Source organism: Chitinophaga pinensis DSM 2588 (assembly GCF_000024005.1).
Lineage (GTDB): Bacteria > Bacteroidota > Bacteroidia > Chitinophagales > Chitinophagaceae > Chitinophaga > Chitinophaga pinensis.
In genome coordinates this window covers 2,663,299-2,688,624 of sequence record NC_013132.1, presented here as the reverse complement: position 1 = coordinate 2,688,624, position 25,326 = coordinate 2,663,299, and the positions used below count along the sequence as shown (strand labels likewise).

General features: G+C 46.2%; 14 protein-coding genes. 3 read left to right on the top strand and 11 right to left on the bottom strand.

Going from position 1 to position 25,326, the window contains the following annotated elements:
- Window positions 1-6 precede the first annotated feature (6 nt).
- The 6 genes from CPIN_RS10955 to CPIN_RS10930 form a co-directional block, all read right to left on the bottom strand.
- Complete coding sequence (locus CPIN_RS10955; protein ID WP_012789854.1) at window positions 7-1,617, bottom strand: glycosyl hydrolase family 18 protein; 1,611 nt, start codon at window positions 1,615-1,617, stop codon at window positions 7-9.
- Between the two features lie 169 nt (window positions 1,618-1,786).
- On the bottom strand, window positions 1,787-3,241 hold the full coding sequence (locus CPIN_RS10950) for a T9SS type A sorting domain-containing protein (protein ID WP_245552100.1): 1,455 nt from the start codon (window positions 3,239-3,241) through the stop codon (window positions 1,787-1,789).
- Between the two features lie 196 nt (window positions 3,242-3,437).
- On the bottom strand, window positions 3,438-7,526 hold the full coding sequence (locus tag CPIN_RS36525; protein ID WP_012789852.1) for a glycosyl hydrolase family 18 protein: 4,089 nt from the start codon (window positions 7,524-7,526) through the stop codon (window positions 3,438-3,440).
- A gap of 317 nt (window positions 7,527-7,843) precedes the next feature.
- On the bottom strand, window positions 7,844-10,180 hold the full coding sequence (locus CPIN_RS10940) for an OmpA family protein (RefSeq protein ID WP_012789851.1): 2,337 nt from the start codon (window positions 10,178-10,180) through the stop codon (window positions 7,844-7,846).
- A 26-nt stretch (window positions 10,181-10,206) separates the two neighbouring features.
- Window positions 10,207-11,217, bottom strand: coding sequence for a PorP/SprF family type IX secretion system membrane protein (locus CPIN_RS10935; protein WP_012789850.1), 1,011 nt, complete (start codon window positions 11,215-11,217; stop codon window positions 10,207-10,209).
- A 26-nt stretch (window positions 11,218-11,243) separates the two neighbouring features.
- Window positions 11,244-12,995, bottom strand: coding sequence for a T9SS type B sorting domain-containing protein (locus CPIN_RS10930; RefSeq protein ID WP_187294753.1), 1,752 nt, complete (start codon window positions 12,993-12,995; stop codon window positions 11,244-11,246).
- Window positions 12,996-14,384: 1,389 nt separating this feature from the next.
- Here CPIN_RS10930 and CPIN_RS10915 point away from each other — a divergent pair.
- Complete coding sequence (locus CPIN_RS10915) at window positions 14,385-15,053, top strand: response regulator transcription factor (RefSeq protein WP_012789848.1); 669 nt, start codon at window positions 14,385-14,387, stop codon at window positions 15,051-15,053.
- Between the two features lie 722 nt (window positions 15,054-15,775).
- On the opposite strand, the gene CPIN_RS10910 is transcribed toward CPIN_RS10915, so the two are convergent.
- The 5 genes from CPIN_RS10910 to CPIN_RS10890 all read right to left on the bottom strand — a co-directional run bounded on the left by CPIN_RS10910 (window position 15,776) and on the right by CPIN_RS10890 (window position 22,336).
- On the bottom strand, window positions 15,776-16,216 hold the full coding sequence (locus CPIN_RS10910) for a carboxymuconolactone decarboxylase family protein (RefSeq protein WP_012789847.1): 441 nt from the start codon (window positions 16,214-16,216) through the stop codon (window positions 15,776-15,778).
- A 76-nt stretch (window positions 16,217-16,292) separates the two neighbouring features.
- On the bottom strand, window positions 16,293-16,862 hold the full coding sequence (locus CPIN_RS10905; protein ID WP_012789846.1) for a Crp/Fnr family transcriptional regulator: 570 nt from the start codon (window positions 16,860-16,862) through the stop codon (window positions 16,293-16,295).
- A 50-nt stretch (window positions 16,863-16,912) separates the two neighbouring features.
- Window positions 16,913-18,424 (bottom strand): S10 family peptidase, encoded by a 1,512-nt coding sequence (locus CPIN_RS10900; protein ID WP_012789845.1) that lies wholly within the window; start codon window positions 18,422-18,424, stop codon window positions 16,913-16,915.
- A 109-nt stretch (window positions 18,425-18,533) separates the two neighbouring features.
- The gene (locus CPIN_RS10895) at window positions 18,534-20,015 is read right to left on the bottom strand and encodes an alpha-amylase (protein ID WP_044218327.1); all 1,482 of its coding nucleotides are present in this window, start codon (window positions 20,013-20,015) and stop codon (window positions 18,534-18,536) included.
- Between the two features lie 65 nt (window positions 20,016-20,080).
- A complete protein-coding gene (locus CPIN_RS10890; protein ID WP_044218322.1) occupies window positions 20,081-22,336 on the bottom strand; it encodes a DUF5703 domain-containing protein in 2,256 nt (751 codons plus the stop codon).
- 291 nt (window positions 22,337-22,627) lie between these two features.
- On the opposite strand from CPIN_RS10890, the gene CPIN_RS36520 reads away from it, so the two are divergent.
- Window positions 22,628-23,335, top strand: a complete 708-nt coding sequence (locus tag CPIN_RS36520; RefSeq protein WP_012789842.1) for a glycosyltransferase family protein — start codon at window positions 22,628-22,630, stop codon at window positions 23,333-23,335.
- Window positions 23,336-23,448: 113 nt separating this feature from the next.
- A complete protein-coding gene (locus CPIN_RS10880) occupies window positions 23,449-25,320 on the top strand; it encodes a beta-ketoacyl-ACP synthase III (protein WP_012789841.1) in 1,872 nt (623 codons plus the stop codon).
- The last annotated feature ends 6 nt before the right edge of the window (window positions 25,321-25,326 follow it).

Sequence of the window (25,326 nt, the reverse complement as noted above, 5' to 3'; positions counted from 1 at the left end):
GTCAGATTATTGTTTCACGAATTGCTGTGTAACTCTCTTCGCGCCTTTTACATATACCAGGAGGTATGTACCGGCAGGAAGTTTATCAACACTGATATTGGTAACACCCCCTTTGGCGTTCAGTACCTGTTTACCATTCAGGTCATAAATGGTAATGACACCGCCCGGCTGGTTAAAGTCACCTCTCAGGTTGAGGGAAGTCGCAACAGGATTCGGGAAGAGTAATGGGGCTTTTTCAACCACCTTGTTGTCAAACAACGGTTCTTTCTCACTCGTTGCAGCAGTTGTACGTGCAGCGGAAGCCACTTTGGTGATGCGGATCCAGTTGATATTCCATCCGCCTGACTGTGCATAAACGCCCAGTGAGTAGGTACCTGCCGTAACATTTACATTGTGTGAAATAGTCGTCCATGTCTGCCATCCACCGGTCACTGGTACATTCAGATAACCCAGTACAATAGCACCGGAATTCAGGTCAAGTGATAACTGACCACCTGTGCTCTGGCTGGCAACTCTGTATTCTACCTTGTATGCGCCGGAAGTAGGGAAGTTGATGTTTGCATATGCCAGCCAGTCACCAGTTTCAATGTAGCCCACGTTAGAGCCACCACCTGCGTCAGTGGTTGCTTCCACCTGTACGCCTGACATGGATGTATAATTTTCTGCCTGGATGAGGGTGCTGCCCGTAGGCGGGTTAGTGCCAGTACGGTCTAATTTCACCTGGTAAATAGCACTTAATAAAGAATTAGCGCCTGTTGCATCCTGTGACAGTTCCCACATCATAATACCACCTCCCTGATCAAATGCCAGGTTAGTTTTACTCCTGATAGTAGGCAGACCGTTGTAGTAGTCACTACCGAAATAGTCGGAATTAGGATTTGCGCCATTCGCCAGCAAAGTAGCATAGCTATTCCATGATGGACGTGCGTAGAATGGTACACCTAATATTGCTTTTGAAGCCGGCAGACCTCTGCCAACCCAATAGCTCAGTGACTGTGATGCGTAAGTGTAAGTGGAATGTTCGTAATTATTATAATCATAAGCCATGAGGTTTAAGAAATCGACTACGTTAAATACGCCGTTGAGGATGCTGGCCCCACCGGTTCCTACTACTGCTGCTGTCAGCAGTTTGCCGTTATTATGCAGTGCTGTGGACAGCTGCTGCATCAACGCCAGGTAGTTATTGGCAGAAGCACCCGCGTCAGGGTATTCCCAGTCCATATCCACACCATCCAGACCGTACTGATTAACAAAATTCATGACGTTATTCACGAAGTTCGTACGGTAGGTAGCATTGGCCGCCAGTGATTCAAATGCACCGTCATCTCCGTTATTCCATCCGCCTATCGCGATCAGTACTTTCACACCATTGGCATGTCCGCTGCTGACAAGGCTGGATAACTTAGATGGGTTCTCAATTGGCTGCAGGCCACCTGTGGAAGTAGGCAAGGCAAAGGCGTAGTTAATATGCGTCAGTTTGCTGTACTGGATAGCGCTTACACTACCAGACCAGGAGGGCATATAGCCTACTACTTTAAACTGTGCAAAAGTTTGTGCGGACAGCAACAAACCTGCTGCAAACAGCAGACCTGCCTTCATCCATTTTTTTGCTTTCATGATTTATGTTTTGAGGGATTTAAAATGCGCCGGCCATACACCGGCGTTACTGATTGCAAGTTCCGCCCACCGCCTCCTGGCAAAGAAGTGTTTCCCTTAATACGTTCAAATACAAGAAGTGTAAAGCAGAACCTGCAAAAGGATTTATCAGCGATTTAAATGGTTATTTTCATTGTTTTACAAACTGACGGGTGATCATGCTGCCATTGTTGTTGAACACAATGGTATACACGCCGGTATGCAGTCTGGAAATATCCAGTCTGTTCGCCATATTACGGGCAGTCATGACAAGGCGGCCACTCAGATCAAAGATCTGTATACGTGCACCACTCAGGTCTTCGTCTGCCTGAAATTTCAACTCACCCGCAGCAGGATTAGGATAGAGCAGGAATCCTTTCGCGGATCTCACAGGGAGAGCGCTCTTCTGTATGGAAACCTCTTCAGCAGTCCTCGCGCCACTGCCTGCACGTACGATCAGGGAACTGGCCACGTCATTCCAGCCTGCTGCAACCAGACAGGAATTGCTTGCTGTCAGGGCAAGGGAAGTACCGCCAAAATTATCGTTCTGATACAAACGGGTACTGTAACCACTGTTGACGTTTAAAGAAGAAATATCATCATTACGGATGCCGAAAGACTGTAGTCTCGCCAGGGTATAATCGCCTGTAGGTAAACTGATCGCCAGACCTCCATAATTACAATCACGATAAAAAGTAACAGCCGCCGTACTCAATGTACCGCCGCCAAACACATTCCTGATAGCGGTGGCATAAGCCGCCGTCTGGGAACTGTTATCAATATCATCATACAGCCACATAAATCCACCTTTGATACGCGCACCACAACTGTTCTTCCAGGTGTTCAGCTGATTCTGTACCTGTGTTGTTGACTTCTCCGCGTCCCACAATCCCGCATACACCGGTATGGTACCGAAATTCCAGTTACAGGGAGAATTGCCTGCGCCACCGGCATAACACTGCAGGTCTATCCTGTCTACTGTACCGGGACGCTGGTTATTGGTATTTGTCGCCACACTCGTCCAGTATCCGGAATTCGTATACGGTACCAGACTTACCTTAAACCCCAGGTTACCCAACATCACAGCCAATGCGGTAGCAGAGCTGACATCATAGGCACTTTCATCATCAAAGCCGATAGCGTCCACCATGGGAAAGGTGTTGCGTAAAGCCTGGAAGTTTTTGTACAGTATACTGGTACTACCGGTACCCTGTGCGGCGATCAGATTTTTTACATTGGTAAAAGTGGACGAACCCCATGCGCTGAGACAAAATTCCAGCCGGTTAATGGTGGTGGGCGCTGACTTCAGTCTGGCCATATCATCCACAAAATTCGGATAGGAATTTCCACCGATATAAGTACCATTCTGCACTAAAGGAAATTCCGCGTTGAAGTTGAAATTACCGCTTGCATCAATGTGAATGGTCCATACCACCACATAGGTATAACCGGAATTTCTGAGTTCATTAATTGCATAACTGCGGTTTTTGTAGATAGGACCGCCGCCATAGATACCTGACTGTGCAGATACGCTTTCGCCAGCTGCCAGGAGCAGACAGCTGATCATAAAAACCTGTAATAGTACGTGTGTAAATTTCATCATCATACGTTGGAATTTAGCGTTAACAGTGAACCTTATTTATTCTGAGGGAAGTGAAAGAGCTTACAGAAATACAGGATTTAAAAGCAGCATATAGACTCTCGCTAAATAAAAATTAGGAATTAGGAATTAGGAATTAAGAATTGAGACTGTTGCAACGGCAGCAATTCTTAATTCTTAATTCCTAATTCCTAATTGGCTATTATAATCTTATCACCTTCGCAGCACTTTTACGGCCGCTCTGCTGATTGCTGGTTTTCAGTATCCAGGAACCTGCTGGTACCTGAGACACATCCAGATCAACGGTCTGCTGACCTTTAGCGCCTGCGACGATCTGTTTACGTAGGATAGCGTTACCATTCGTACTCCACAGTTCGATCAGTACTTTCTCACCCTGTGCAGCATTGATCTGTACTTTCAGCACAGTACCTGTCAGCGGGTTAGGGAATACGACCAGTTTGCTGTCTGCGTTAACACCATCAGGTTCAGGAGATACTACAGCTACTCTTGCCGCCGCACCACATGCACCCAGTGGTTTCCACCACCAGTCAGCAGTACCAGGCGTTACGTTGTACAGACCATTTGACTGGCTTTCGTACAGGACACCGTTATACACTACCTTATCTCCCTGGTTATATACTTTCGGGAAAGGCTCATAAGCAGCTACGCCCGCACAGTTACCTGTGTTGCCGCTACCTACCTGGATAGCTACAGCAGCGCTGGTTGTAGACTTGCTGCCATTGTCAGTTGCTACAGCTGTGATGCTGTAAGCACCAGCAGCTACGTTACCCCATGTATAACTGTATGGGCTTGCAGTTACTTCTCCCAGTTTGGTGTTGCCATTGTAGAATTCAACTTTGGCAATTGTACCGTCTGCATCTGCAGCAGTAGCCTGGATGGTTACTGTAGCCGGAGCAGAGAAAGAAGCGCCTGCTGATGGAGAAGTGATGCTTACTGTCGGAGCCTGATTACCAGGATTACTACCGCCACAATCACGTACATAAGCCCAAACCTGGTCAGCACCACTGTGCGTATCAGGCTGGTCGCCCTGTGTCCACCATTTTGCAGTGTAGATCTTACCGTTGTACACTACCTGCTGGCTGCCATTATATGCAATAGTAGCTGACCACGCAGCAATACCATCGCAGGTATTACCACCAGTACCATTTACTGTAACAGATACCGCAGCGGAGGTTGTTACGGCGCCGGCATTATCAGTTGCTACAGCTGTTAAGCTGTAAGTAGCCGCAGCTACGTTCGTCCAGGTATAGGAATAAGGTGCTGCCGTAGCCTGACCCAGTTTGGTCGCACCATTGTAGAATTCAACTTTAGCAATAGAACCGTCAGCATCTGAAGCACTTGCCGTAATTGTGATAGAAGCAGGCGCTGTGAAAGATGCTCCGGAAGCCGGAGAAGTGATACTTACAACCGGAGACTGATTGCCCGGCGTAGTACCGAAGAAATACGGATAATAGTTTGCAGCAAACTCACTATTGTTTACTTTATCCCAGTTCACTGACCAGGTCATGATACCACGCAGACCAGGATAACCAGCTGCTTTACGGATCACATAAGTACCACCGTAAGACTGACCTTTAGTCAGATAATTCAGTGCTTTTTTCACTTCTGCCGGAGCAGTGTAACCACTACCTGCAGCACCTGGTGCAGCTGGCAGACCGAAAGCTACCTGATCTTCACGCAGTGCAGGGAATGTCTGACTGGTACCTGATACCGGGAAGCCCTGCAACAGCATTTCAGTCATAGACACGATAAAGTCAGCAGTAGTAGAGTTGTATACTTTATTATCCAGGCCCATTACAGAACCGGTATTGTATAACTGTGGCTGGATCCAGGACAGTTCGTTACGCAGACCGTAAATGATTGGCAGATATGCACCTACCAGCGGAGAATATGTTGCGCCATAAGCGGTCTGTACATAATATGTTTCAGGCGCCATGGTCAGCAGACAGTTTTTACCCTGTGCCTTACGGTAAGAGATGATCTCTTTTGCAGCAGCGATCAGGTTAACTACTTTAGGCGTAGTTGGCGCCATGAAGTTGTTATCACCATTATTCAGCTGTAAGGAAGTACCACCTTCGATATCCAGGTCGAAACCATCGAAGTTGTAGCTATCCAGCAGGTTCTTCATGCTGGAGATGAAAGCTTGCTTATTGGCTTCTGTGTTGATCACCAGTGTACCGGTTTCACCACCCAAAGACAGTAATACTTTTCTGCCCTGTGCCTGTAATGTAGCGATATCTGCTTTGAAGTCAGCTACGGTTGTTCCTTCCGGAGTAAAATTCACAGTAGACAGATCGCTGCTGGTTGTACCAAACGCAACTTCAATCACATTATAACGGCTGTCTACATCGCGCAGACGGATGTACGGAGCGGAAGCAAGGTTCCAGTTCTGCCAGTAACCTACTACTACTTTGTTGTTATCAACCGGAGGGTTAGTACCACCGCCTGTCACTGTAACAGATACAGCAGCAGAAGTAGTGCTTGCGCCACTGTTATCAGTAGCTACAGCAGTGATGCTGTAAGTACCTGCCGCTACATTGCTCCATGAAACGCTGTATGGCGCTACAGAGTCAATGCCCAGGCTGGTACCGCCATTATAAAACTGTACTCTTCTGATGCTGCCATCGCTGTCAGTAGCATTAGCGCTGACAGTGATACTTGCAGGCGCAGTAAAAGTAGCATTTGCTGTTGGTGCGGTCAGGTTCACTACAGGCGCCTGATTTACAGGTGTGCTACCATCAGCAAAAACAGCATTGATTTTGTTAACAAGCGGAGAAGTAGTATTAGGACAATAGATAAGCTTGCCCTTAGCAACGGTACTGCTGGTCATGTTCAGCATGTCGCCGTATACCTGCCAGATGATCACACCTGCCAGTCCATTGTCCTTGATATATTTGGCCTTTTCACCTACAGAGCGCTCGTTATCATAGCTCAGGAAATAGTTGCCTTTCGTTTTATAAGGTACTTTCGCTACATCATCCCATCCTTCAGTCCAGCCGGAAGAAGTCTGTTGCAGGATATAGCTGTAGTTAGGCGTACCATCCCAGAGGTCTTTCGCCCAGTTAGTGTAGTCGGCACAGGTCTGGATAGGACCATCCGGTTGCACAGTCTCAGCGCGTTTAGTAGTAGCGCCATTCAGTGCAGCTGCACCGGAAGTCACTACACCACGACCATAGAAAGGCGCACCGATATTTACTTTAGACATATTCACGCCCAGTGCTTTCAGTGCTTTTACAGTTGCATCAACAGAGAAGTTAGTGTATTCTGCACCTGGGTAATCGTACAGGGGCGCATTATGACCGGCTTTGTTAGACCATCCGCCATTGTAGTCGTAGGTCATCATGTTATAATAATTCATGGAATTATTAAGACGGGACCAGTTAAAACCCTGCAGTTTAGCAGGAGAAGCAGCGAAAGCAGCAGTGATCAGTTTATTAGGACCGATTGCAGTTCTTACCGCTTCTACCAGTGCAGCGAAGTTATTATAATCGGCAGTGCTGTATCTTTCGATGTTCATACCCGGATCATTCGGATATTCCCAGTCGAAATCGATACCATCAAAGCCCATGTTCATCAGCTCAACGCAACCAGCTACGAATTTCGCACGTTTGGTGGCATCAGCTGCCATTTCAGGATAGTGTTTACACATGCTCCATCCACCGATAGAAGCCATTACTTTTACCCCTTTGGAGTGAGCCAGGTCAAGTACGCCCTGTGCGCCACCCTGTTTAGGTACAGATAAAGGGAATACACCGGTTTTGCCGGTATTAACATTCTTCCAGCCACTGCCTTCATTACGGTAGCCAAGCGTGTAGGCATAGCTTCCTTCTGAAATATAATACAGTGGAGCATCCAGTTCACCGTATAACAGGAACATATCCCAGCTGCTGTAGATATCTTCATTTACCAGTGCACCCGGCTCCTGTACGGCGCCTACCTGGTAGATGTTTTTGTTACGAAAGTCCCCGCTGTGTAAGGAACCGTCTTTGGCCACGCCAAAGAAAGAAAAGTTTAGGATAGTGTACTGCGAATAGTCCACATTCAGCTGGTTATAGCCCCCTTTGGGAACGATGCCGGCAACATCTTTCCACGCATCCCATTGGGTGATATAGCCTATCACCTGCTTGCTGTGGTTCTTCGTGGTAGCGGGCACCTGCGGAGTTACCTGCGCCATGAGCGGGGAAAGTCCCATCATGAGCAGTAAAAGCAGCAATGCATGTCTTACATAATGGTAAGACACCGCGCTACGAAAGGTAGAATTTACTTTCATTTATAACGGTTTTTTTGAGACGATATGGAAGTACTGGTTTATGTCTGCTAACATACCCGGGCCACAGGTAATATTACGATATCAGTTTGCTCTCTAATAGGGATGTGCAGATATAAGACCGGTTTTCACAGGTAAAATGGCATTTTAAGGTATTATGGTTAATTGTCTACTACTGGTTCCTAATTCCAGACTCTCTGATAAAGGTGTCGTACCTAACGTGGTATAGTACTATCCCAAATGTAATTTTTTTTGCCATAAAGAAAACGCCCTCCCGGTTCATTACCGGAAGGGCGTTTCTTATTGTAAAATGTATTCGGTTATTTGTGAATGATTTTCAACATTGTACGTCTGCTGTGCATATACTGTTCATCCGTACAAGGTACACCTTTACCGCATGGATCTTCAGGATCTTTACCGATGTTTTCGTAGTAAAGTCTCGTAGAAGGTACACCCTTACGTACCAGGTATTCAATTACTGCATAACAACGCAGTGCAGAGAGGTCCTTGTTGTATGCGTCAGAACCACGGCTGTCAGTGTAGGAACGAACCAGGAGTTTCCAGTCAGGATATTGGTTAAGTACTACCGCTACCCTATCCAGCAGGTTTCTTGACTTGGTGGTCAGTACCGCACTGTTATAGTCGTAGTAGAACTCCATGCCTTCCATCTTATGCTGTATAGCCGCATCCATTTCGTCCATTTCTTTCTCCTGTCTGGCTTCCGGTTGTGCGACTGCTACCGTTTCAACTGGTTTTGCAGGCGTTTTCTCAGGTGCTTTTTCAGGTGTTTTTTCTACTACCGGTTCTTCTGTTACAGGCGCAGTTACTACTGGTGCAGCTACGGCTACCGCTGGTGTTTTCACACCTGGTTTCTTAACAGGCGCTGGTGTTTTTGAACCTGGTCCGCGTCTTACAGGCGCAGCTGATTTAGGTTCCTTTGCCGGCTCTTCTTTCACTGGTGCTGCTACAGGATCGTTTTTAGCTACTACCGGTTCAGCAGGATGTGAAGTAGGTGCAGCACCTGGAATATCGATTGGTGCACTTACCGCCTGTCTTGGATTCGTCACAACCGGTTCTTCAGTCGTTTTAGACGAGGTCTGAACAGGATCTGCTACTGTTGGTAAAGTAATTGGTGCAACTACCTGTTGTCTTGGAGAAATGACGGTTGGTTGTTTCTGGCCATCGGCTTTTGCAACTGTTTCCGCCGGAACGTCTGTAACAACCGCTGTATTATCAGCGAGTGCAGGCACGTCTGGTTTAATACCCGCTTCGATCTCTTTATAAGGCTGCATACCCGGATCTCTCTCAAATCTTTCAGCGAAGTGCGTATCCATGAAGCGGTAGATATCATCGCTACCACCACCACCTGGACGGTTGGAAGAGAAGTAGCCTTCGTACATATTCGCTTTCATGATGAAACCCAGATCATCGCCACCGGAGTTGAAAGGATAACGAAGGTTCTGCAAACGGGTCCATTCAGCGCCTTTACCTTTTATACGGAACATATCAAACCCTCCCAGGCCGGGGTGTCCCTTACTGGAGAAATAAAGCATGTTATCTTCATTATAGGTAGGGAATGCTTCGTCGAAAGGAGTGTTGATGATCGGACCGCAGTTCTTAGGTTTACCCCATCTGCCGTTCTTTTGTTTTTCGCTGAACCAGATGTCCATTCTACCCTGTCCGCCCTTTCTGTTGGAAGCAAAGTACATGGTTTTACCATCACGGCTCAATGCCACGTGACCAGTAGAGGAACCAGGAGCATTGATCTCCCTCAGTGGCTCCAGCGGTCTCCAGTCGTCGCCTGTTTTCACTGACCAGAACACCATCATTACACGTTCCCCATTTACCGGACCGCGTTTTTTACGGTTGGCAATATCCTGCTGCCAGGAGTTCAGTGTAACGTAAATGGTATCCTCTCTTGCGTTGAAACAAACGGGGCCGATGTGATAAGGCACCAGGGCTAATAATTGCGGCACTACTTCTTCTACGAAAGTGTTGGCCACACCCTGGGAATATTGTTTGAAAATATATGCTTTGTAATAAGGCTGATTCGTACGTGTGTCAATCGCCGGGTTACGCTCTGGCAACAGATTCATGGTCATTTTACGATAACCGTTGGATACCAGCAGCAAACCCTGTCTTGTTACCCCGCTTACATAATCAGAACCGGAAGAACTGAGTTCCTTGATATTTTCCATCGCCATATCCAGACGGCCGGATTTCCAGACGATAGCACTATCACAACCCGCCATCATCACATTCTTCAGTCTGAGACTATCCTGTTTCCCGGTAGTGAATTTGGTGATCTGCTGTTTTGCTTCAACATATTTACCCACACTCTTCAGGACTTCTCCGTATTGCAGATATGTCACTGGCGGACAATCCGGACGGTCGACCATTTTCTCATACCAGAAAGCAGCATCCTCATACTGACCGATTTCCCGGTTGCAGAGTGCGATACGTTGCAGCAGATCTATGGAAGTTTTATCTTTCTTTTTATTAATGATCCTTCCATACAGAGATGCCGCTACAGCATATTCCTGTCTTTCAAAAGCTTCATCAGCTCTTACCCGAACGCTTTTCTGCTCCTGGCCATACAGCATCACCGGAACCGTCAGAGTGGTGCACAATAATATCGCGTAACAACGTCGTAGCATATAAAGATTTGATGATCTTTTAGAAATTAAAAATAGCGCGGATTAGACGTACTGAATAGCTTTGAATTAAATAATATACCGATCGAAAGTTCATGAGAGCCAGTCTGAATACCTGCCAGTTTGTTCATGCTATAGTCATAAGAATAACCTATGCGATATTTAGGCGAGATATAGTATTCAAGGATACCGCTGATTGCATTGGCCTTGTCAAGAGCCGTATTGTTCACAATAGATTTCTTGTTTAATACAGACAGGTTTGTTCTGTAAGAACCACCTACCCATAACAGTTCGTCGATGTGCATCATCAGTGTAGCATCCAATCCTGCAGGACCGGAGAAATCACTTTTAAACAGTACTGATGGTTTGAGGGAAATTTCGTCGTTCACATTGAACATGTAACCTGCAGTCACATACAGATGCTGTTTTCTGCGGATACTTTCGTATGTATAACCTCTCCATTTGTAACCGGAGCTGGTGTATTTGGATAAGAGATCCAGTACGGATACACCGATATAAACAGAAGGAGTATAGTAATAGATGCCTACACGTGCATCAGGTGTGGTTGCTTTCGCAGATCCATCAGGAATGATACGGTCACCGTTTGTTTCGTATATCAGGTCTTTACCGTCCATTCCATATTGTGTAGCGCCTACACCGAGACCGAAACAAAGACGGCGGGTGTCTTCTTCGTCGAGACGGATACGGTAAGCGTAAGAAGCATAGAGAGAGATTGCACTCTGTGGTCCCAGGTTATCCATCATCGCTTGAATACCAAGACCTACGTTGGCGTCTTTGTTACCACGGTTCAGCGGACCATCCAGAGAGATAGATCCGGTACGCGGAGCGCCTTCAAGTCCGGTCCATTGCTGGCGATACGAAGCGTTGAGGTGTAGTACATCCTTGTAACCCGCATAGGCCGGGTTGATTGCCAATCCGTTAAAAATATACTGGCTGAACTGGACACTTTGCTGCGCACGGGAACCTGCTGCAAGGCAAAGTAATAATACTACAGTAAACCATTTTTTTGTCGTGTACATAATTGCACTTTTAGGATCACAGTTCATTATCTAATAATCATTACCCAACCCTTATAAACAGTCACACCGGTGGCAGGGTCATTCAGTTCAAGCCGGTAATAGTAGGTCCCTTCGCTTAGTCCCGTCGCATTCCAGTTATTCTGATAATCTTTACTCTGGTATACAACTCCTCCCCAACGGTTGAATACGAACAACTGTGTGTTAGGGAATTTATCTATTCCTCTTACGAAAAAGTAATCATTCTTACCATCGCCATTTGGCGTCACCACGTTGGAGATCATCAAACCTGGTTTACCTTTCACTGCTTTGATACTGGTTACAGTACCTTTATCACAACCTGCTTCTTTCGGATCGCAATGGTAAGTTGGTTTGGAGGTAGAATCCGAGTTACCACCTATCTGTACCCTTGCTGTGTTATTGATACTTCCGATACCTTCCGGAATATCTCCCACTTTTACTTTAAAGTGCAGGGTTGCAATTGCGCCAGCTGCCAGGTTGTTAACTGCCCATACAACAGTGTTGGAACCATCGAAGTGCAGACCACCATCAGAAGCACTCTGGAAAGTAGTGAAATCAGGAACCGGGTCACTTACCTGTAATAATGGAATAGTGATGTTACCCGTGTTACGTACATATATGATATAAGACAGTTCTTCTCCGGAGTTTACGCTTGTTTCACCGCTGCTGTTCAATACAATTTTCCAGCTTTCGAATGAAGTAACGCTCTTGATCGGAATAGTAGTGGAAGGTTTGCCCAGACCACCCGGATCCGGCTGGCTCGGATCATTTGATAAAGCCGGCAATGTTGCAACAGAACCTTTACCGTTACCGTTATTTACATATGCAGTATTATCGATTGACTTCGCACCAGTCAGGTCAGTGGCTACTCTTACACGGAAAGTGCGGACAGTTGTCTGACCCGGGTCCAGTGAAGGAATAGTCCATGACAAGAGGTTATTGGCATCAGGTGTTACGTTTTCATCACCGTCGTAGAAGTTCGTATATACAGGTACGTAGTCAGTCACCAGGATATTGGTCAGTGTCTGTGAACCGGTATTCTTTACATGTATTACGTAGGTGATCACGTCGCCGGTCTGGATGGTACGGTCAGGACCTGTACCGATATAACCAGAGCTTTTCCAGGCAACAGTATTCATACCGTTATCTACCGGTGTTCTGGTAGAAGGCCATCCTCTGTCGCCACCCAGTGGAGCAGTGATATTATTATCAGCACCAGGACCGAAGGTATGACGCAGACCAGCGCCATCGCCCAGATCAACATAACCTGTATTATTAATATAGTCAACACCTGTCAGGTTAGCCGCCACATCCACGGAGATATTCACATAGATGGTAGCGCCTACAGGGATGGTTACATTATTATAGGTAAGTATATTATTGGAGAGACCACCATTCAGTCCGCCTCCGTTGGTGGCGCCAAAGAAAGTGGTATGCAGCGGAATGGTATCCACAATGCGCACACCTGTCAGCGGCTCGTCACCCGTATTACGGATGTAGATCCTGTAGTCGATCCTGTCACCAGTGGCCACAGCCTGATCTGTACCGGAGGGAGTATAACCATAGGTCATCCAGATCTGGGCTGACTTGGTATAAGGTTTTACACCTGAGGCGATACTGCTTTTATCTGTTTTACCTGCCGGCAGAGAGCTTGCCTTTGCTGGCAGCCAGGCCATACCCACTATAAAAAGGAGCATGAACAGGCAGTGGTCAGACAATTTTTTCATATCAGTAAGGACCAGGCCAACTCGTCGCTGCATAGCTTCTAGCAGGTTTACACGAGTAGAATTGTAACAATTTGTGCGCATAGGCTTAGGATTACTGCGGATAGTATGTTTTGAATGCTATTGTACCAATGTTAATCTCGCTCATTAGAAACGGCGCGAAGGAACTGTCATCTTATTATTATATACATATATCCGTGCAAGACGGTGATGACGGTCTGACCTGTGAAATACCGCTACCAGAGCGGTCCACAATTCATATAAGGCAGATTTTTTCATTGGTTATGGATTATGATTTATTAGTATCCGATAGTCAGGGATATAGTAAATTCGAATATAAAAATATCTATATTTATTGATAAAACAATATCTTTTTAAAAATTAATAACCCGCCACCCTCTCAACTTCTCAATTATAAATCAGAAGATTACAAATGAAAGTTGCCCTCATACTACCCTTTTAGGCGGCTAAAAATGGCCATTTTCCGGGAGGATTCACATGGTGTTTAATGCACATATAAGGACAGGGATTATCCATCCTGTAAAGGGGTTCAGCGCATTCAAATATATTTTTAACATTATACAATAAAGAGGCAGGTACTCAACGTTATAGCTATCTTCATCGCGTACACGAAATGCGATGTTATCCACATTTTAAACCCTGAAAGCAATCGTTTTTGTGGATAACTTTTCAGGGAGTACTTGTACGCATATTTTGAGTAGCACTTTTTTCTTAATATTATTTTAACTGATTATGATAGATATTGAGGGCTTTTGTGTCAATGAAAGTCATTGACATTCATCGATGGATTGATAAAAAAGCAGCTTTCCGAAACAACTAACCTCCTTACTATATTCTTTCCTTTTGGAAGCAATCTCCCCCGTCTTCCAAAACACGCAAAATGTCCTTCTTCCCCAAAACTTTGAACTGCCTTCAGGCAGGAATCTGCCATATTCAAACAAATCGCTATATTTACTTATATAACGGTCCCCGCTTATGCTGAGAATAGCAGCCACGGCGGGAACAGGGAGTAAGTATATGCACACCTTTTTTTGAGTACTAGCGCTTATTTTATATATGACGACGAGCATTAGTTGAAATCGCACCCGTTATTCTATACATATTTACGCCACTGGAAAGACCATTCCCATATCTTCTACCTGAAAAACCATGTTTAAACAGCTGATGGAAGCTGGATGCACGACGGAATACTATGCCATCTCGTGTATCTGCATCTACCGCTAACTTCTTAATATTAACCAAATTAAAATGCACACGACCATTCCATTCTGTTGTTATAACAAGCTCTACTCCGCTGCCCGGAGGCCCGTTTCGTATGTCATATGTGAAAAGTACCCGCTTTATGTATGGGCATTGTAACTGTTTACAATCTTACCTGTATATCAACCTGCAAACACTTTTCTGATGAATACTGCAGTCTATAAAATTTTACTTGTAGATGAGGACCAGGTATTTGTGAGACAGACCCGGCAGTTATTGATTACCCAATCTTATGATATTTACACAGCCTCCTCAGAAGAAGAAGGAATCATCATCTGTCAGCAACAACAACCTGACCTTATCATCTGTGGCGCCCACCTGCGAGGAACAGGCGGACACCATTTTATTATGGCACTAAGAAATGATCCTGGATTTGACCATATTCCCCTGATCTTCATAAGCGTAAAAGATAACAAACAGGAGATGCGTATGGCGATGAACCTCGGCGCTGACGACTACCTGGCAAGACCCTTCAGAAAGAGGGACCTCCTGCTCAGTATCCGCTCCCGCCTCGGCCGATTCGCTAAATTCAATCATGTGCACACGCCGGATGAAACAAGAAGCGTTTCCCTGGCCAACTCAACCACTGCGCAACAGGCACTTTATCACCGCCTCGGTAAAGCTGAGAACCGCATTATAAAAATGATTGCGGAAGGAAAAAGTACCAAGCAGATGGCTGACGAACTCAATGTGAGCATCCGTACGATCGAGAATCACAGGTACAGAATTGCGGGCAAACTCGGCATAGCCGGCCGCAATGCACTCACCGAATTTGTAATAAGGAATATCATTCAACAGCAACAAAAGCAGTGAGAATGCTGTACAATGAAGAATTAAAAATTAAGAATTAAGAATTAACTATTTTATTGTCTTTATCCAGTTCAATGATATCAGATACAATAGAAAATAAAAAGAGGAAGCCTTCTTTTCTATTTGTAAGACCACTCAAACAGCTTAATACTTAATTCTTAATTTTTAATTCCTAATTGCAAATTCCGGGGCCCTCCTTTATTCCTGCAACGGTCATTTTCCTTAACATTCACTTTGTACTGCTCAGCAGTTCAACATTGAAACTGTAGCTATTTATCCCTGTCCCTCAGCATTAACCAGTGCTTCAACCGGCGCCGGCATTACCTGGACACTCAATAAACAGGCAAAAGGAACGACAGTAAATGGGTCGTGTATTGCCGTGATGAAAATCATAGCAGGAAAGATGGTAGTCTGAACGTAAAAATGTTTCTTCCCGCCGGTCACCCGACGGGAAGCGGATTTCTCTTGTCTGTACACCAGTTACCGCTGATACGGCTGATCTCCGGCCTGTGCTTACAGCTGACGCTTTTTTGATGTGTGTAAATGTATATACCTGAACCAGGTATCATGCCTTCATGTATCATTGCCGGTCTATTCTTCGACGTATACCCTTACTACGCCGCTATTACGCCGTTACCTCTTCGTTCATAAGCGAAGAGATAACGGCGTAATAGCGGCGTAATGAGGGTTTAATCGAAGTAATCAGCCGGGAATACGGCAAAACACTAGCTTTTTGCCGGCATCAGATTGGTAGCAATACCGATCCGGTTCCAGGAGTTAATGGCGACTGCCGCCAGCATTACCTGGGCTGTCAGCTGTTCTCCCAATACCTCTATTGCTTCATTATAGGTCGCTTCGCTTACATGGTGACTGATCAGTGTCACTTCTTCCGTGAGCGCCAGAATAGCCCTCTCCTCGCGGGAAAAGAATGGCGTCTCCCGCCAGGCATTCAGTGCATAGATACGTTGCTCCGTTTCACCATATTTACGGGCATCTTTTGTATGCATATCGATACAGTAAGCACAACCATTGATCTGGGAGGCTCTTATCTTGATCAGCTCTTTGTGTAGTGGTTCGATCTTCGTCGTCTGCAGGTACTTTTCCATTGCCAGTAATGCTTTGTAACCTTCTGGCTCAACCTGGGGCATATTGAAACGTGTTTGCATCGTTTTATGTTTTTGTTGACACAAAGTTGATACACTACAGGCGCTTAAAACTTAATCCAGTTCAAGAAAAGACCGCTCAGATTTTCTTAGCCCTGATCTTACTCAGGAATTCCGGGGTAAAACCAAGGTAGGAAGCCAGCATATATTGGGGAATACGCTGCAAAAACTCGGGAAACAGGTTACTGAAGTGATTATAACGCTCTTCTCCGGAGAAGTCATAAATATAGCGGATACGCTGCACAGACGCCGCATAGGCTCTTTGTAATACCAGTCTGAAATACCGTTCCATCGCCGGTACCTGACGAAACAACTCCTCCTGTACTCTTTTATCCAGTACCGCTATTTCGGCGTTTTCAACAGCCTGGATAAAATACTCGGAAGGGGCCCTTTTCTCCAGACTATCATAGTCTGTAATCCACCAGTTATCAATAGCAAACTGGATCGTCTGTTCGGTGCCTTTATCATCAATGTAATACCTGCGGAAACAACCCTGCAGGACAAAGTAATTCGCATTACACACCGCGTCCTGTCTGAGCAGGTATTCTTTCTTTTTAACCTGCTGGTACTGCATGATGGAAAGAATCGTCTCTTTGTCTTCGTCCGTCAGTTCGACAAACCTGCTGATATGTGCGAGGAGCCTTTGCATACACAATATTACACCAAAGAAAGGAGGCTCCGAAACGGAGCCTCACATTGTTAGTATTTTGCTGCTTGTCCCTTAGCCGGTATCGACTGAAGGATAAATTTGCGGAGATTTTCATTGGCCGCAGCCAGATCATCTTTTCGCAGATACATCATATGTCCGCTGCGATAACCTTCCCATTTCAGCCTGTCTTTCAGTTTACCGCCCGGATCCAGCTGCCACATGCTATATTTCGCGTTGAAGTAATCACAGGCGCCATCATAATAACCCGATTGTACCAGCAGGTGCAGGAATGGGTTCTGGGCAATTGCCTGACGCAGGTTTTCACCGGTCTTGTTGTCCTTTGAATCCCATGGGAACACCGGACCAAACATATTATACTTCAGATCCGTTTTATAGTTCAGTTCTTCCCGCAGATAGATCTGGATCGCAGGTGTAAATGCCTGCAACCATGCAGTCAGTTCCGCATTATAATCAGGTTGAGTACCACCAGTCTGCCTGTCAATACCCCTGTAACGGGAATCCAGACGACCAACGGTATATCCCTGATCGCGCAGCAGTTCCTTCCAGAAAAGATTGGTAGATACATCGAGATTGTTTTCCTGCACCACGATTTCTTTCAAACCACTATAACGTGCCACCCTCGCGCCGATACTCTTACGTTGCGCTTCATCCAGAGAACCGCCTCTTGACAGTGCAGGGATCAGCTCATTGATCGTAAAATTCTCTACTTCCGGCAATACCTCATTGAGGTCTTTCTGCTGCAAATCAGCTGGTAGCTTCTTATGATACCAGGCCGTCGCTGTGAAATAAGGCAGCTTTAAAGCCGCATCCAGCGGACCATTCCTGTCTATACCCAGTTCGGTCGGAGACACCAGGACCACGCCATTCAGGTACATCCACTGTGCATCCTGCAACTCTAACGCCAGCCCGGATACACGGGTGGTTCCGTAGCTTTCGCCGATCAGGAACTTCGGAGAAGCCCAACGACCTTTACGGGTCACGAAAGTATTGATCCATTCCGCCAGGTACTTAATGTCAGCATTCACCCCATAGAATTTACTACCTGGAACATCTTTATGTACCGGACGGGAATAGCCTGTATTCACAGGATCTATGTATACGATATCGGCAATATCCAGGATAGATTGTGGGTTATCGCGCATACCAAACGGCTGCACCGGATACCCTTCGTCATCTATATTCAGGATACGCGGACCGGTATAACCTATCTCCATCCATACGGAAGGGGTACCCGGACCACCATTGAAAGAGATCACCAGCGGACGGCCGGACTTATCTTTCACATCCTCTCTCTCATAATAAGTATAAAATACTCCTGCCAGTGGCTTCCCTTCTTCATCCCAGATCGGAATGCTCCCAGCAGTAGCAGTATAAGGCACACGCTGCCCTTTGATCGTTACTTCATGCCTGGTAACTACAGCTGAGTCAATCGCCAGTAAGCGGGAAGGTGAGGGTTTCATCTGCGCCTCAGAAGTCTGTGCAGTCGCCTGTGTAAACATAGCGCCCGCCAGCAGCAGGGGCAGTAAGATTTTGCTGATCATAAACTGATTGATAAATGGTTCTCCCGTAAATATAATATATCACCCCTTCTCCTTCTGTTATTTTAGGATAAAAGGAGAAATGCCATTAAAATACGGGCGGAATCCAGCATTATTCAGCTAATGTCCACACAGATACCGAACCTGCCGCACAAAGGAACTCAGCCCATCCTTCTTCATCCACCACAATCTCCTCCTGCCGTTTGCCAAGTATATCTTTAAACCGCTTTCCGGCATAACGCTTTCCGATCTCCATGTGCTTATTCCCTTCTTCTCCATTAGAAATGACCACTGCACAACCGGTATGCTCTTCATCTCCTTCACGTGTCCAGCCGATACAGTTCGCATGATCGAAATAATCACGCTGTACACCATAGGCGTGCTGGTCCCTCGCCGGAATCAATAATTCCAGTCCTTCTACCGGTACCAGTTCTATTTCCGTATCCTCCCCTTCCCCATTCTTATCCGTATACTTTGCACCATACAGGTCAGGATAAAAGACACAAGGATAACCATGCTCACGCAACAGGATCAGTGCATAAGCAATCGGTTTGAACCAGTAATCCACCGGTGCTTCCAGTGCCTGCAATGGCTGGGTATCATGATTACCAATCACCGTCACTGCCAGGAAAGGCTTCGCCTGTACCAGCGAACCATCAAAGATGGTTGTCAGATCATAGTCTTTTCCTTTCAGGGAAGCATCATAGAAATTATGATGCAGAGAGGCATCGAATAAAGACATTTTGCCCTCTGTGGCTTCTATATACTTTAATAACAGGTCCAGCTGACCTGGCGCCCAGTATTCTCCTACTGCAAACAATTCTCTGCCGGTATACTGACGCATCTGGTCCAGCCACTCGTTGAAGAAAGAAGGCGTAATATGTTTCACCGCATCCAGACGGAAACCATCAAATTTCACCGCATTGTAATACCATTCTCCCCATCTTCTGAATTCTTCTCTGACAGCAGGATTACGGAATTCTATATCGGCGCCCATCAGGTAGTCATAGTTTCCCTTTTCCGTGTCTATCACTTCCTCCCATCCTTCGCCATATTCATTCTGAATGGTGAAAATGCCCTCTTCATCACTATTGCTGACATGATCGATACCGGTAAAACACTGGTGATCCCATACAAAATCAGAATGCGCACCTTTACGGCCCGGATAAGTAAAACGGGTATAAGCCTCGACTTCCATCGGCTCAGAAATAAACTCGTTCCTGTTTTCCGCATCTACTTTACGTACCGTCACCTTTTCCGTTTCGTCTCCACCCATCAGGTGATTTGCCACAACATCCACATAGACCTGCATACCGCTCTCCTGAATAGCTTTAACAGCTGCTTCAAACTCCTCGCGGGTACCGTAACGGGTACGAACCGTCCCTTTCTGATCAAACTCACCGAGGTCATACAGATCATACACGTCATATCCACGGCTGCTGGCGCCGTCCGCTCCTTTATAGGCAGGCGGCAGCCAGATGGCGTTAATACCCAGGGCGGCCAGTTTTGGGGCTTCTTTTTTCACCGTATTCCATAAACTTCCATCCTCTGGCGTATACCAGTGGAAGTACTGCATCATCGTACCGTTTTTCATATAAAGTTCATTGTAGTTTTAGAGGAAAGACCGCTGAAGCTGATACAAACCACATGCCACCACTATTACAGGATGACCACATCTGCTTTCCGGGAAGCGGGTGTCACTTTTAATACGGTCACTTTTCCATTGACGATCTTCGCTTCTATGATGGTGTTATAAGGAGCGTGGAGCTTAAAGGCGGCATTCCAGTCTGCCGGCCAGGCGGGTAACAGATAAACCTTCTTTCCATCGGTCTGCAGCAGCATTTCCTGTAAACCAATCATGGCGGAACCGCCCCAGTTATGGTCAGGCGTCCAGTCAAAACCGGGACCCCAGAAAGCAGGAAAGCGATGCGGACCATCTGCAAATTTCAGTTGGGTAAAGTGGGCGGCTGCTTCCGTCAGTCCCAGACGGGCGGCAAAAATATTATACTGCCGCCAGCCGATATGGCTACGGTATTTCACTACATGTGGATCATATTCCCAGGTATTACGCGCAATGTCCAGTCCGGGTTTCCCCACTCCGTATATTCCCCAGGGGAAAACAGGGTATAATTGTGGCGCCTCCGAATTCTGTACCCGCTCCCAGGCCAGTGCAGGGGCAATCGTCTGATGCCCCTCAAACGCTGTCAATGCGATTGGTGGAATACGCTGTTGCAGTTGCAGCAACTTTTTACTGCGGAGGGTATCCTGCTGTATGTCGGGTAACGCCTGCATCCTTTCCACAATCACCTTTAAAGCGGCGATCACAGTAGTGGAGTTATAGGTCATCTTAAAGGTTTCTGCTGCGGATGTGGGGAAAAGTATATACTGTCCCTGCTCATTCAGTTCCCGTACTCCTCTCCTCCTGGCCAGTTGCCGGTAATGTTCATCATAGAAGTTCAGGCAGCTTTCGATAAATGCCAGGTGTTCCGGCTGACTGACACCTGTATAGCTATGCATATCCAGCATCATCAGACAGAATTCAAATACCGTTTCCCACTGGTATTCCAGCCAGGCATTGTATTCCACACCGGGATCAGCACCGGCAGGTCTTTTCAGTTCATATTCAAAGATATTGGGCAATCCGAAGTTTTCGATCTGCTCCGTAAAACAGGCGCCGGCATGGTGCCAGTAAGTTTCACTGCGTAACTCGGCATTCCTTTTTGTACGGAGGTAAAAATCAAACTGCGCTTTCATCATATCAAAATCACCGTTCTTCAGAAAGGGATAATACACAAGACGCTGGTTCTGTGCAGTCATCGTACCTCCGCCCCAGAGGCGGAAATCAGGCGAGAAATGCAGTTCCTCATTCACATAACACGGATCAAATGTGAATAGGCCGCCATTGAATTTAGTGGGCCATTGACCATACGCATTACAACCCAGCATATACCGGAACAACTGGTAATTTCGGCCTGCTGTCACGGCAGCGCTGTCTTTGCTATCGATATGGATATAACTCCTGTCCCAGAATTCCTGCCACCATTGCATCGTCTTATGGCGATCAGACGTCACATTGCTTTCAGCCTGCTGGAGGGTTTGTTGTAATGCCTGCAGCCATGGCGTCAGACTTTCAGTCTGCGCTACTTCCAGTCCGATGCTCAGTTGCTGTCGGCGGACCGGCTTTTTACTCTGCAAAGACCAGGCATAAAAAGCAGCATCCGCATATTTCCCGGAATCCACGCCTGCTGCTACCATCTGTTCTCCACGCATGATACCACCGAACGTATTATTGCGCAGCGGATCATACATTGCCTGCTTTACGCTGTTCATGCCTTCCTTGTCTACGGTATAGTTAAATACATCCTGTACATCTGAGCGGTTACGATGATAGAACAGCACTTCATTACCCTGGAAACGGATATCATCCTTATAGGTAATTACAGGGAAAGACTGTAAACGTTTGTAGGAGTTTGTTCTGCATTCCCGGTTATCCGTGATCAGATGGTCCTGGTATCGCCAGGATTCATATGTGGCAGTTACTTTTACCGGCTTTGCACTTTTCACATCCACATGGATAACGGGATGGAATACATCCACCCAGATATCAATATCAGTATTGGCATCATGTACGTTGATATACCCCTGCGCTAACTTCAATTGTTGTATAAATCCCTCGTTACTGAGAGGACCAGAAGATAATTTTATCCTTACCCGCCCCTGTTTGAGCATGGCATTATTTTCATCAAAAGTTCCGCTACGCGATATGTAAAACAACAGATCTCCCTGCTCCACCCATACATTCAATCCGATATCGCCACCACCACAGGGCATAGATTCTCCTGCATGGCGACTCTGGGAATTCCAGATAACATCATAACGGGATACAGTGTTAAATTGTGCAACAGTCCGCTGCATACAACAAACTATAAACACCGTTAACAGCGCAACAGTACGCGATATATGCCAGTCTTTCATATTACACATGGAACGTGAATCTTTAAAGGCTATAAAAATAAGGTGTTATCATGACAATTAACAGCTGCCGGATTTTAATATTGTTTTTTCAATAAAACGTTTAGATTTGTAGCTATTTACAGACCTACGCTGAAACCGCACGACACGTTTCCACTGTTCATCCTGACATAGGAATAACCATTTTCAGGTATACTTTTTCAGGTTTAATCAATACACATCCTTTCGATTTTTATGACAAGTAGTACACAACAACTTGCCGGCAGCAAGATATTGTTTGCAACAGTATCAGGCGACAGGTATATTCACCCCCTCACCGGTTTTGCCCAATACCTGCAACATGCAGGCTGTGATGTAAGATGGTATGCATCGAAATGTTACACGCAACTATTCCATCAACTGATGATCTACAGTTATCCATTGAAAAGAGCAAAAGATGTGAACAGCCGGAATATAGATGATATGCTACCGGAGCGGAAAAACATCAGTAACGAAACGGCGCGTATGAATTTTGATATGTTACATTACTTCATACTGCCTGCAACGAAATACTATGAAGATATCCGCGATATACGGGACATTTTTCCATTTGATATCATGATCACAGACGGCATGTTCAGTGCCGGTCCGATTGTACGCAACAAGCTACAGATACCAGTGCTTACTTTTGGTGCGACAGCTGTCAGGGACGAAATACCGAAAACGGGTATTGTACACAAATGGCGAAGCGTTATACAATTGACGCTGGCCACTTTCATGGCAGATAAAATACTGTTCAATCAACCCTTCCGTGCGTATAAGGATATATGCAGGCGATACGGTGTTCAGCAAAAGGGAAATAACTTTTCAGACAGTATTGCGCTTCATGCCGATAAGGTTTTACAGGCAGATGCGCCGCTTACCGTGAATGCCGGATATGTTGCAGAATTGCTAAAAATCTAGTTACATCCGCCTATTTTATAATATTTTATATATATTTCTACCCTGTTTCAGCGATGGAGCAGGGATTTTTTTTGTTAACAGGACAATACCCATATTTTAGTAAAAGTAGTTGCATGCACAAAGTATTTATCACGGCTACCGGAAAATTTTTACCCAATACTGCTATCCCCAATGAAGCGATGGAAGACTACCTGGGCAGAATTAACGGACAGTCATCCCGTACCAAAGATATTTTCCTGAGAAAGAATGGTATCAAATCACGTTATTATGCGCTCGATACACAGCAGCAAACCACCCATCAGGCTTATGAAATGGCATCCAAAGCGATTGATGATTGCCTGGAAGGCGCTGCTGCGGGCAAACAAAATATAGACTTCCTCAGTACCGCTACCACACAAAGTGATCTGCCCGTGCCCGGCTTCGCCAGTATGGTACAGGGAGAAAGCGGTATCGGCACCTGTACACTGGCATCACACCAGAGTGTTTGTGCTGCCAGCATCATGGCCATACAAAATGCTTATATGCATGTACAGGCAGGTCAGTCGCGTAACGCTGTATCCTGTGCTGCAGAACTGCCCAGCAGGATGTTCAAAGCTTCCCGCTTTGCAGGCCAATCTATCGTTGGCACGGACGCTGCATTACCTGCGGATATTGATTTCCTCCGCTGGATGCTGAGTGATGGTGCAGGCGCTATGTTATTACAACCTGTTCCTTCCCGTACAGGCGTATCCCTGGAAATTGAATGGATCGATCTCCGTTCCTATGCACACCAGTATGACCTCTGTATGTATACCGGTACCAACAAACAGGCAGATGGCAGCATTAGTAAAACCTGGCTGGATTACGAGAGCATGAGTGCCGCCGATAAAGACGGCGCTATCAACCTGAAGCAGGACATGCAACTGGTGGATAACATTGTTAAACTGGGCATTCAACGCTTCTTTGAACTGGTAGATGAAAAGAAGATCGCACCTGAAGCCATCGACTGGCTGGTATGCCATTATTCCTCCCATCATTTCAAAAAACAGATCACTGATCTGTTAGAGAAAGGCGGTGCAGATATTCCGGCAGAGAAATGGTTTACCAACTTATACACAGTCGGTAATATCGGTTCAGCCTCCATCTTCGTGATGCTGGATGAATTGCTGCACAGCGGCAAACTGAAACATGGCCAGCAGGTGCTTTGTATGGTACCCGAAAGTGGCCGTTTCATCACTGGTTACATGATGCTGAGAGTAGTCGCCCCGGCAGCTCCGGGTGTAGTCACCGAAGATATCGCCACTATCAAGGCGCCGGCAATCAGAACACAGCAGAAACCGGTACAGGAATGGCTGGTAAGACAACTGACCGGCGTATGGTTTGACTTCGAACGCTCCCTGCAACAGGTACCGATCGTAAAGCGGATATTCAACGGTCAGCTGACACTGGAAGAATACAAACGCCTGCTGCTGAATCTTCGTCAGCAGGTGATTGACGGTTCCCAATGGATCGCACGTGCAGCCTCCAATGTCAGTATGGAATATTTCCATGTACGTTCCTCTTTTATCAGGCATTCTTCTGACGAGCACCGCGATTATCAGATCCTGGAAAAGAACTATATTAACTGTGGCGGGAATGAACAAGACCTGTATACAGGTGAGAAGAATATTGGTAGTGAAGCGCTGAGCGCCTATATGTTCCAGCGGGCCAGTCAGCCTGACCCTTTTGATCTCTTAGGTGGCATGTTTATCATCGAGGGACTGGGCAACAGGGTATCCGGTAAATGGGGACGCGCCATCCAGCAACAGCTCCAGCTGAATGCGGACCAGGTATCCTTCTTTATCTATCATGAAAGCAGCGACAGCAACGACAACCATTTCGAACGTTTCGAGAATGCTATACAGTCTGACCTGCTGACACAGGCAATAGCACAGAAGATCGTCAAAACAGCCAAAGTGGTAGCAAGACTTTATAGGATGCAGCTGGAGGAGCTGGACAATTTCTAATAAAGA

Bases quoted from the DNA above. Each gene is read 5' to 3' on its own strand.
- CPIN_RS10940 (WP_012789851.1), bottom strand. From the start codon at position 10,180: ATGCTACGACGTTGTTACGCGATATTATTGTGCACCACTCTGACGGTT.
- CPIN_RS36520 (WP_012789842.1), top strand. From the start codon at position 22,628: ATGACAAGTAGTACACAACAACTTGCCGGCAGCAAGATATTGTTTGCA.
- CPIN_RS10955 (WP_012789854.1), bottom strand. From the start codon at position 1,617: ATGAAAGCAAAAAAATGGATGAAGGCAGGTCTGCTGTTTGCAGCAGGT.
- CPIN_RS10900 (WP_012789845.1), bottom strand. From the start codon at position 18,424: ATGATCAGCAAAATCTTACTGCCCCTGCTGCTGGCGGGCGCTATGTTT.
- CPIN_RS10895 (WP_044218327.1), bottom strand. From the start codon at position 20,015: ATGAAAAACGGTACGATGATGCAGTACTTCCACTGGTATACGCCAGAG.
- CPIN_RS10910 (WP_012789847.1), bottom strand. From the start codon at position 16,216: ATGCAAACACGTTTCAATATGCCCCAGGTTGAGCCAGAAGGTTACAAA.
- CPIN_RS10950 (WP_245552100.1), bottom strand. From the start codon at position 3,241: ATGATGATGAAATTTACACACGTACTATTACAGGTTTTTATGATCAGC.
- CPIN_RS10930 (WP_187294753.1), bottom strand. From the start codon at position 12,995: ATGCAGCGACGAGTTGGCCTGGTCCTTACTGATATGAAAAAATTGTCT.
- CPIN_RS36525 (WP_012789852.1), bottom strand. From the start codon at position 7,526: ATGAAAGTAAATTCTACCTTTCGTAGCGCGGTGTCTTACCATTATGTA.
- CPIN_RS10935 (WP_012789850.1), bottom strand. From the start codon at position 11,217: ATGTACACGACAAAAAAATGGTTTACTGTAGTATTATTACTTTGCCTT.
- CPIN_RS10915 (WP_012789848.1), top strand. From the start codon at position 14,385: ATGAATACTGCAGTCTATAAAATTTTACTTGTAGATGAGGACCAGGTA.
- CPIN_RS10890 (WP_044218322.1), bottom strand. From the start codon at position 22,336: ATGCAGCGGACTGTTGCACAATTTAACACTGTATCCCGTTATGATGTT.
- CPIN_RS10905 (WP_012789846.1), bottom strand. From the start codon at position 16,862: ATGCAAAGGCTCCTCGCACATATCAGCAGGTTTGTCGAACTGACGGAC.
- CPIN_RS10880 (WP_012789841.1), top strand. From the start codon at position 23,449: ATGCACAAAGTATTTATCACGGCTACCGGAAAATTTTTACCCAATACT.